This is a genomic window from Polynucleobacter sp. AP-Reno-20A-A9 (assembly GCF_018882085.1).
Classification (GTDB): domain Bacteria; phylum Pseudomonadota; class Gammaproteobacteria; order Burkholderiales; family Burkholderiaceae; genus Polynucleobacter.
Genome location: NZ_JACVPB010000020.1, coordinates 1 through 8650 on the forward strand (window position 1 = coordinate 1; position 8650 = coordinate 8650).

The 8650-nt window shown below is 44.3% G+C and carries 6 protein-coding genes and 1 pseudogene; 1 reads left to right on the forward strand and 6 read right to left on the reverse strand.

What is annotated here, in order from left to right; translation table 11 throughout:
• A pseudogene (locus tag ICN39_RS10930) lies at window positions 1–117 on the forward strand (IS30 family transposase); the annotation flags it as partial.
• A gap of 37 nt (window positions 118–154) precedes the next feature.
• On the opposite strand, the gene ICN39_RS10935 reads toward ICN39_RS10930, so the two are convergent.
• The 6 genes from ICN39_RS10935 to kdpF are packed head-to-tail and all read right to left on the reverse strand — an operon-like array spanning window position 155 to window position 8137.
• Window positions 155–847, reverse strand: a complete 693-nt coding sequence (locus ICN39_RS10935) for a response regulator (RefSeq protein ID WP_216234138.1) — start codon at window positions 845–847, stop codon at window positions 155–157.
• A 19-nt stretch (window positions 848–866) separates the two neighbouring features.
• Window positions 867–3560, reverse strand: a complete 2694-nt coding sequence (locus ICN39_RS10940) for a DUF4118 domain-containing protein (RefSeq protein WP_216234139.1) — start codon at window positions 3558–3560, stop codon at window positions 867–869.
• A gap of 5 nt (window positions 3561–3565) precedes the next feature.
• Window positions 3566–4135, reverse strand: coding sequence for a potassium-transporting ATPase subunit KdpC (gene kdpC / locus ICN39_RS10945; protein WP_215280690.1), 570 nt, complete (start codon window positions 4133–4135; stop codon window positions 3566–3568).
• Between the two features lie 28 nt (window positions 4136–4163).
• Window positions 4164–6239 (reverse strand): potassium-transporting ATPase subunit KdpB, encoded by a 2076-nt coding sequence (kdpB, locus tag ICN39_RS10950; protein ID WP_216234140.1) that lies wholly within the window; start codon window positions 6237–6239, stop codon window positions 4164–4166.
• Between the two features lie 18 nt (window positions 6240–6257).
• Window positions 6258–8048: a potassium-transporting ATPase subunit KdpA gene (gene kdpA / locus ICN39_RS10955; protein WP_216234141.1), complete on the reverse strand. Its 1791-nt coding sequence runs from the start codon at window positions 8046–8048 to the stop codon at window positions 6258–6260.
• Window positions 8045–8137 (reverse strand): K(+)-transporting ATPase subunit F, encoded by a 93-nt coding sequence (gene kdpF, locus ICN39_RS10960; protein WP_215280693.1) that lies wholly within the window; start codon window positions 8135–8137, stop codon window positions 8045–8047. The genes kdpA and kdpF overlap by 4 nt, the downstream gene beginning before the upstream one ends.
• Window positions 8138–8650 lie beyond the last annotated feature (513 nt).

Below are 8650 nucleotides of genomic sequence, written 5' to 3' on the forward strand. Positions count from 1 at the left end.
TACTCCCAAGCCAAACTCAATGCTGTAGCAAGGCAACTTAATGAACGCCCTAGAAAAACACTAAACTATCAAACACCGGCAGAACGTTTTGCCCAATCTGTTGCATCGACGGGTTGAAATCAAGGCCCATATCGGACGCTCACGGCAAGCCATCCTAGAAGAGAAACCTATATCCAACACCAGTTTCAGTAATGACATGCTCTGGCTGCGCAGGATCATCTTCGATTTTTTTACGAAGCGCCCCCATGTAAATTCTCACGTAGTGATGATTATCAACATCGTTCGGCCCCCATACACCCAGCAAAAGCTGTCTATGGGTCAATACAATATTTGGATGCGTTACTAGAAATGCTAGCAAACGATACTCAATGGGGGTTAAATGAAGAACTTCCTCTTCCCGCTTTACGATCCTTGTTGTCAAATCAACATTGATATTTCCAAATTTGAAAACCGTCTCACCCTTATCGGATGCCATCGAACGCCTACGTAGCTGCGCTCGGACCCTAGCCACTAGCTCCCCAGGACTAAAAGGTTTTGATAGGTAATCGTCGGCGCCAATATTTAGGGCCTCGATTTTGTCATCCTCATGGGTTCTTGCAGAAACCACAATAATTGGCACGTCTGACCAAGTTCTAATATCTCGAATGAAGTCAATGCCCGAACCATCAGGCAGACCTAAGTCAACTAACACTACATCCGGTTGACGTGAGCCCGCCTCTATTAGTCCACGAGAAACTGTGGCTGCCTCAAGTACCTGAAATTGCTCCGCCTCTAACGCCATCTTGATAAGCCTACGAATATTTGGCTCATCCTCAATAACGATTGCGACGGGAATTGGTTGTGACATCTAGCTACTTTATCAACTTCTACTGATCATCTACATCAATTTTAGGGGGATTACCCCGGGGCAAGCTAAAGGTAAACCGCGCACCGCCACCTTCCATTGTCTTTCCAGTGATCTTGCCGCCATGCGCCTCAATGATGGCCCTGCAAATAGTGAGCCCCAGGCCAACACCAGAAATTGCACCTTCTTTATTGCCTCGCTCAAATTTTCTAAAAATATCTTCTTCTTTCCCCCTGGGAAGACCAGGTCCATTATCCTGCACCCAAATCTCGACAGAGTGTGGAGAAGCGACTGAAGCACCTATCGATACGCTGCTGTTTTTAGGGGTGTATTTATAAGCATTTTCTAGAAGATTAATAAAGACACGCTCTATCAGAACCGCATCAAAATTTAATAGGGGCAAATCAGGAGGTAACGTCACTGTGACATGCCTACCTTCACTCGCCGACTCAACAGCCTTGATGGCGGCACCAATTGCCTCTTCAATCAGAAACCATTGTTTATTTAATTGGACCGTACCAGACTGAAGTCGGGCCATATCTAATAGATTACTTACTTGTGAACTCATTTTTAAAGCTTTTTCACGCAAAAGCACTGCAATCTCTTTTTGCTCGGAAGTCAGCGGTGCATCTAACATCTCCAACGCATCAGTCAACCCAACCAATGCCGTGAGTGGAGTTCGTAAATCATGTGAAATAGCCGATAACAGAGAGTTTCTTAAGCGTTCTGATTCAATTTGCACTGTCGAGCTTTGGGCGACTGAAACATAATGAATTCGCTCTAACGAGATTGCCAGCAAACGAGCAAATGTATCGAGTAATCTACGCTGCTCAGGGGACTTTAAGCGGGTAGAACTTGGAGCATCAATCACCAAGATTCCACGAGTACGCATTGGTGCTCGCAAAGGAATGTACAGCAAAGGCGCACCTGGCAAAGAATCAGTGCCATTGCCAGCCTCTTTAGAATTATCAAAAGCCCATTGGGCAATGGATAAATCTGCCTGAATATTGGCTTTCTTATCGATAACAATCTCTAACAACTGATTATCATCGTCGGCCAATAACAAGGTAGATTTAGCTTTGAATTCAATTTCAACAAAATGCTGGCTAATCTCAGCCACTTGCTCTGGCATCAAGGCACCCGATAAATCTCTAGACATCTCGTAAAGAGATTTCACTCTTTGTTCGCGTCGATTTGCAACTTTAGCTTGATAAGTCAATCCAGTAGTCAGTTTTGCTGTAATCAAACCAACAACTAACATTACTGCAAAGGTAAATAAATACTGGACATCGGTTACTGCAAATGAAAAACGTGGCGGCACGAAGAAGAAGTCAAATACAAGTACATTAACAACTGAGGCCATTAAAGATGGTCCCAAGCCAAATTTAACGGATACCAAAACGACTGCCAGCAAAAATAGCATAGCAATATTTGGTAACTCCACTATGGTATTAAGAGGTGTTGCGACAACTCCGGCAATACCGCAGATTAGCAAGCTCAATGCATAGGATTGCCAAGGAGCTTTTAGTTGCCAAACTAAGGATTCAATATCAAAGCCATCACGCGTAATGCTTGTCGAGTTTGTGCCCTGAGCAATTTTGAGCACATCTAAATCAGGGGCATGTCTAGAAATTGATTCTGAAAACGCCCTTCTCCAAATTTGCCATCTACTAAGGGCGCCGGTACCCACGATGACCCTGGAAAGGTTATTTTCTCTTGCGTAATTAATGATGGACTCAACCGCATCATTTCCACCAACAGTCACTGCTTTTGCCCCCATCTCCTCTGCCATAGAGATAGCTTTTAGAATGCGTTCCCTAGACTTTTGAGAGAGGTTTTGTAATTTAGGGGTCTCAACATAAATGGCATGCCATGGAATTTGAAGCTGCGCAGCAACTCTTGCAGCACTTCTAATAACATTCTCCGCCTCATCTCCAGGGCCGATACAGGCCAAAATAGACTCACGCGTTTTCCAAACATTGGATACCGAATTATCTTTACGGTATTTAATAATTTCGCCATCCAGACGATCAGCCGAGCGACGAAGCGCTAATTCTCGTAGCGCAATTAGATTTCCTTTGCGGAAAAAGTTTTGAGTTGCTCTTTCAGCTTGCTGTGGAAGGTACACTTTTCCATCTTTAAGCCTTTGAAGCAGCTCGTCGGGAGGCAGATCAACTAAAACAACTTCGTCCGCAGAGTCAAATATATGGTCTGGGACTGTTTCCCAAACCCTAACACCCGTAATTCCGCCAACAATATCGTTCAGAGTTTCAATATGTTGCACATTGATTGTGGAGTAGACGTCGATACCAGCTGCCAAGAGCTCTTCAACATCTTGCCAGCGCTTCGGATGCCTCGAGCCAGCTGCATTTGAATGAGCAAGCTCATCCATTAGGATTAAATCAGGCTTTTCAATCAGGGCTTGGTCAAGATCAAATTCCTTGAGCTTCTTGCCCCTATAGTCAATTTCCTTTAAGGGTAGAACTTCTATGCCATCAAGCATTGCTATAGTGTCTTTTCGACCGTGTGTCTCTACGACACCAGCAATCACTCGCTTGTTTTTGCTTTGCTCATGAGCGGCAGAAAGCATTGCATAGGTTTTACCTACCCCAGCATTCGCTCCAAAGAAGATCTTTAATTTACCTCGACCAGACTGAACTTCTTGGCTCTGTATACGAGCAAGTAATTGATCAGGGTCTGGTCGTGACTCAGGCATTCAGTTTAATTTCCATCTAAAGCAAGATTAAGCTTTAATACATTAACACGAGGTTCTCCGAAAATTCCCCATTGGCGGTCTTGTGTATTTGCTACTATGAGTTGATTGATATGATCAATACTCATTTTGCGAGCCTTTGCTACTCGAGATGCCTGGTATTGTGCAGCCTGGGGACTAATTTCAGGGTCCAAGCCACTAGCTGAGGCAGTTACCAAATCCATTGGTATTGGCAATTTATTAGCAGGGTCAGCGCTCTGCAATGCTTCAATTCTTCCTTTAACGGCATCTGCCAAGGCTGGATTTAATGGGCCTTGATTTGATCCACTAGATGCGGTGGCATTGTAGGGTTGGGGCCCAGTAGCTGATGGCCTACCCCAAAAGTACTTAGCATCAGTAAAGTTTTGCCCAATCAACTCTGAACCAATAGCCTGATCGCCTTGATAAACAATGCTTCCTGCCGCCTTACTTGGAAAAAGCGTCTTCGCTAATCCCGTGACAAATACTGGATAGATAACACCAGTAATCACAGTTAACAAAACAAATAGTCCTAAACAACTTCTCATGATGGATTTCATTTTCTATCCTTAATATAACGTCTAGCGATCAAATGATTGAAATAATTAAATCAATGATCTTGATGCCAATAAATGGAGCGATAAGACCGCCTAAGCCATAAATCGTCATATTTCTGCGCAAGAGTGCGGCTGCGCCCAAGGGCTTATAAGCAACTCCCTTAAGCGCCAATGGAATCAAGAAAATAATGATTAAGGCGTTAAAGATCACTGCAGACAAAATAGCCGATGACGGACTAGAGAGATGCATCACATTTAATGCCTCAAGCTGCGGATATGTCGCCACAAAAGCCGCTGGAATGATGGCAAAGTATTTTGCTACGTCGTTAGCAATACTAAATGTCGTTAATGATCCACGGGTCATGAGCATCTGCTTACCTGTCTCCACAACCTCAATCAACTTAGTAGGGTTGGAATCCAAATCGACCATGTTGCCCGCTTCTTTAGCAGCTTGAGTACCAGAGTTCATCGCCACAGCTACGTCTGCCTGCGCTAGCGCTGGAGCATCATTTGTTCCGTCTCCAGTCATCGCCACTAAACGGCCTTCTGATTGATGTTTGCGAATCAAAGCAAGCTTGTCTTCTGGTGTTGCCTCGGCTAGGAAATCATCCACCCCCGCTTCAGCAGCAATAGCAGCAGCAGTCAATTTATTGTCACCAGTAATCATGATGGTACGAATACCCATCTGACGCAGTTCGTTAAAGCGCTCCTTGATGCCGCCTTTAACAATGTCTTTGAGCTCAACTACGCCCATAACGCGTGTACCTTGCGATACAACTAAAGGTGTGCTGCCACGTCGAGATACGTCATCAACCGATTTCAGAACTTCCTGAGGAAATTGGCCACCCAAGGATTCAATATGTTTTTGAATCGCACTTGCAGCGCCTTTGCGAATTTGTTCTCCATTCATATCCACGCCGCTCATACGTGTTTGAGCAGTAAATGGCACAAACTGTGCGCCAATAGAGTTTATTTCCCGCTCCCTGATATTAAATTTTTGCTTAGCGAGGATAACGATGCTTCTGCCCTCGGGAGTTTCATCTGCCAATGATGCTAATTGAGCAATATCAGCAAGTTCTGACTCGGTTACTCCAGATGCAGCTACAAAATTGGATGCCTGACGATTGCCCAAGGTGATAGTGCCTGTTTTATCTAGCAAGAGCACATCAACGTCACCTGCAGCTTCCACAGCGCGGCCAGAGGTTGCAATGACATTGGCGGCCATCATACGGCTCATTCCGGCAACTCCAATTGCAGACAATAAGCCCGCGATAGTTGTAGGAATCAAGCAAACTAATAAGGCAATCAAAACTGTTATCTGAATTGGTGATCCGCTGCCACTTGCAGCAACGCTAAACATAGAAAACGGTAGCAAAGTTGCAACCACCACTAAGAAAACAATCGTTAGTGCCACCAATAAAATTGTTAAGGCGATTTCATTGGGAGTCTTTTGACGTTTTGCATTCTCGACCATTGAGATCATTCGATCAATGAAGGTCTCCCCTGGATTAACGGTTACACGAACCACAATCCAATCCGATAAAACGCGAGTACCTCCAGTTACTGAAGAAAAATCTCCTCCAGACTCACGAATAACCGGGGCTGATTCACCCGTAATAGCAGACTCATCAACAGAGGCAACCCCTGCAATCACTTCACCATCTGCAGCAATTACATCATTTGCCTCAGCAATAAAAATATCGCCTTTACGCAACTGTGTTGCAGAAACAAGCTCTGATGCTGGACGGTTATCCCAATTTTCAGGAATATTGGCCGCTTTTACCTTCTTAGCCCATGTCTCTTTCTTTAAGCCCCTCAGCGATGCTGCTTGAGCCTTACTACGACCCTCTGCTAATGCTTCAGCAAAATTCGCAAAGAGCACTGTGAACCAAAGCCAAAGCATGACGCCGAGGATAAAACTTGAAGAAGCCTCACCTTCGCCATTTAAAGATTGAATCCACAACAAGGTGGTCAGGATGCTGCCGATATAGACAACAAACATCACTGGGTTTCGCCATTGAATTGACGGGCTTAACTTTCTAAAGCTATCCACAATGGCTGGTTTTACTAACTCGGCATCAAACATGCCTAATTTTCTTTTAGTCATTTTTATCTCCGAGATTAATTAATGAATCACTGGGAGCATTAACTGCTCAACAATGGGGCCAAGAGCAAGGGCTGGCACATAGTTCAATGCTCCAACCAAGATCACAGTACCGGCCAAGAGGACAATAAAAAGTGGTCCGTGCGTAGGCATAGTCCCCTCATTCACCGCTATTTTCTTTTTGGCTGCGAATGCCCCGGCTAACGCAAGCACTGGCACGATGACTCCGAAACGACCAAACCACATTGCAATCGCTAACCAGCTGTTATAGAAAGGGGTATTAGCCGAGAGACCCGCAAAGGCACTACCGTTGTTATTAGCGGCCGAGGTAAACGCATACAAAATCTCAGAAAAACCATGAGCGCCAGGATTGGCAATTCCCGCAACCCCATCGGCACTCATCACCGCAATTGCTGTGCCTACCAATACCAAGATAGGAGTAACTAAGATTGCAATTGCAACCATCTTCATTTCGTAGGACTCAATCTTTTTGCCAAGATATTCGGGGGTGCGACCAATCATTAAACCCGCAATAAATACTGCTAGGATCGCAAAGACCAGCATTCCATACAGGCCTGTCCCTACACCACCAAATACGACCTCACCAAGCATCATGTTCCAAAGAGGAACAAAGCCGCCCATTGGCATAAAAGAATCATGCATTGAATTGACTGCACCGCATGAAGCAAGCGTTGTTATGCTTGCAAAAATACTGGAGTCATCGATTCCAAAGCGAGTTTCTTTGCCCTCCATATTTCCCATAGCGCCATCTACACCTAAGCTAGTAATAACTGGATTCGCTTGAGACTCAAAATGAACGGCGGTAAAAGTCACTGTTAAGAAAATGAGCAGCATAGTTACTAAAACTACCCATCCTTGTCGTTTATCTCCAACCATTCGCCCAAAGGTAAAACACAATGCAGCTGGAATCAAAAAGATAGAAAGAATCTGAATGAAATTAGATAAAGGTGTTGGGTTTTCGTATGGATGTGCAGAATTAGCATTAAAGAATCCACCACCATTAGTGCCGAGCATCTTAATTGCCTCTTGAGAAGCCACCGGCCCCATCGGCAAAGTTTGCTGGTCTGTCGAGGCTGGCTCAGTTAAAGCTACGCCCTTTTCATCTTTGAGCGCTTGACCATCAGCATCAAGCTTAGGCGCATCAAACTTAGTGACCTCCACCGTTTTGACATCCTTGTATGCATCAAAGTTCTGAATGGAGCCTTGACCAACTAGAAAGATTGCATATACAACTGCAATGGGTACCAACACGTATAAGGTAATGCGGGTTAAATCCACCCAAAGATTACCAATTGTCTTAATGCTATTTCTAGCAAAGCCGCGAATAAGTGCAATTACAACCACGATACCGCTTGCTGCAGAGAGAAAGTTTTGTGTGGTGAGCCCCAGCATTTGCGTGAGATAACTCATTGTCCCCTCACCTACATAGGCCTGCCAGTTAGTATTTGTGGCAAAACTAATGGCAGTATTAAAGGATGAGTCTGGGGAAACGCTTGCAAAACCTTGAGGGTTTAGCGGCAGGACTCCCTGAAATAACTGCAATCCAAAGACAAATAGAACACCCAGGATATTGAAGACAATTAAACCAATTGCATAGCTTAACCAGCTCATTTCAACATCTGGATCAATGCCACATACCTTGCATATGAAACCTTCTATTGATCTAAAAGGTTTCTTAGAGGCAATGGCTTGACCGCTCATCACATTGTTAATGAAGCCTCCAAGGGGATAAGCTAAAAGCAATAAGACCCCAACATACAGAACAATTGTCAAAATTGCATGGGTGCTCATGAGAAGTCCTCTGGATTTAATAGTGCAGCAACTAAATAAATTAAAAGCAATGCAGCGGCTAAGCCACTAATGATCTGAATAAAGTTCATTTTTCACCCCTCAATCGTGCACAACCCTTAGCCAGACCAATGGTCAACGCAAGAAATATAAAAATGCAGCCGAGAAACAGTAAGCTCATATCCACCTCTATCCAATTAGATGGTTTGATCTTATAAAGAAGTGTGTAAAAAAGTTATAAAGATTTGAGTGGATTTGTATAAAAATCCTGAAAATAATGCTTTTAGGTGCCGTCTGGGATATGGCTGTTTGTGGCCGAAAGCAGCCCTTGAGCACTTACAAACCAAGGGCAACAAGTAGTTCATTGCTCCGAGCTAGCGCCATATATCTATTGGGGTCTACTGGTGATATTTGCTACACACCAACTACACAAATAGAAAAACGACTTAGGAATTTCTTCCTAAGTCGTTGATTTCATTGGTGGGCCCACCAGGACTTGAACCTGGGACCAAAGGATTCCGGTTTGTGTAGCTTTCACTACTCCCTGGACTATGCCTTCATCATATTCAAACTTAATGTCTGAACTTAGATGGGTGCCGTCTAGT

What these genes read in the sequence shown, in the direction of transcription:
- kdpB (WP_216234140.1), bottom strand. Translation starts at nt 6,239, where the DNA reads ATGACTAAAAGAAAATTAGGCATGTTTGATGCCGAGTTAGTAAAACCA.
- ICN39_RS10940 (WP_216234139.1), bottom strand. Translation starts at nt 3,560, where the DNA reads ATGCCTGAGTCACGACCAGACCCTGATCAATTACTTGCTCGTATACAG.
- kdpF (WP_215280693.1), bottom strand. Translation starts at nt 8,137, where the DNA reads ATGAACTTTATTCAGATCATTAGTGGCTTAGCCGCTGCATTGCTTTTA.
- kdpC (WP_215280690.1), bottom strand. Translation starts at nt 4,135, where the DNA reads ATGAAATCCATCATGAGAAGTTGTTTAGGACTATTTGTTTTGTTAACT.
- kdpA (WP_216234141.1), bottom strand. Translation starts at nt 8,048, where the DNA reads ATGAGCACCCATGCAATTTTGACAATTGTTCTGTATGTTGGGGTCTTA.
- ICN39_RS10935 (WP_216234138.1), bottom strand. Translation starts at nt 847, where the DNA reads ATGTCACAACCAATTCCCGTCGCAATCGTTATTGAGGATGAGCCAAAT.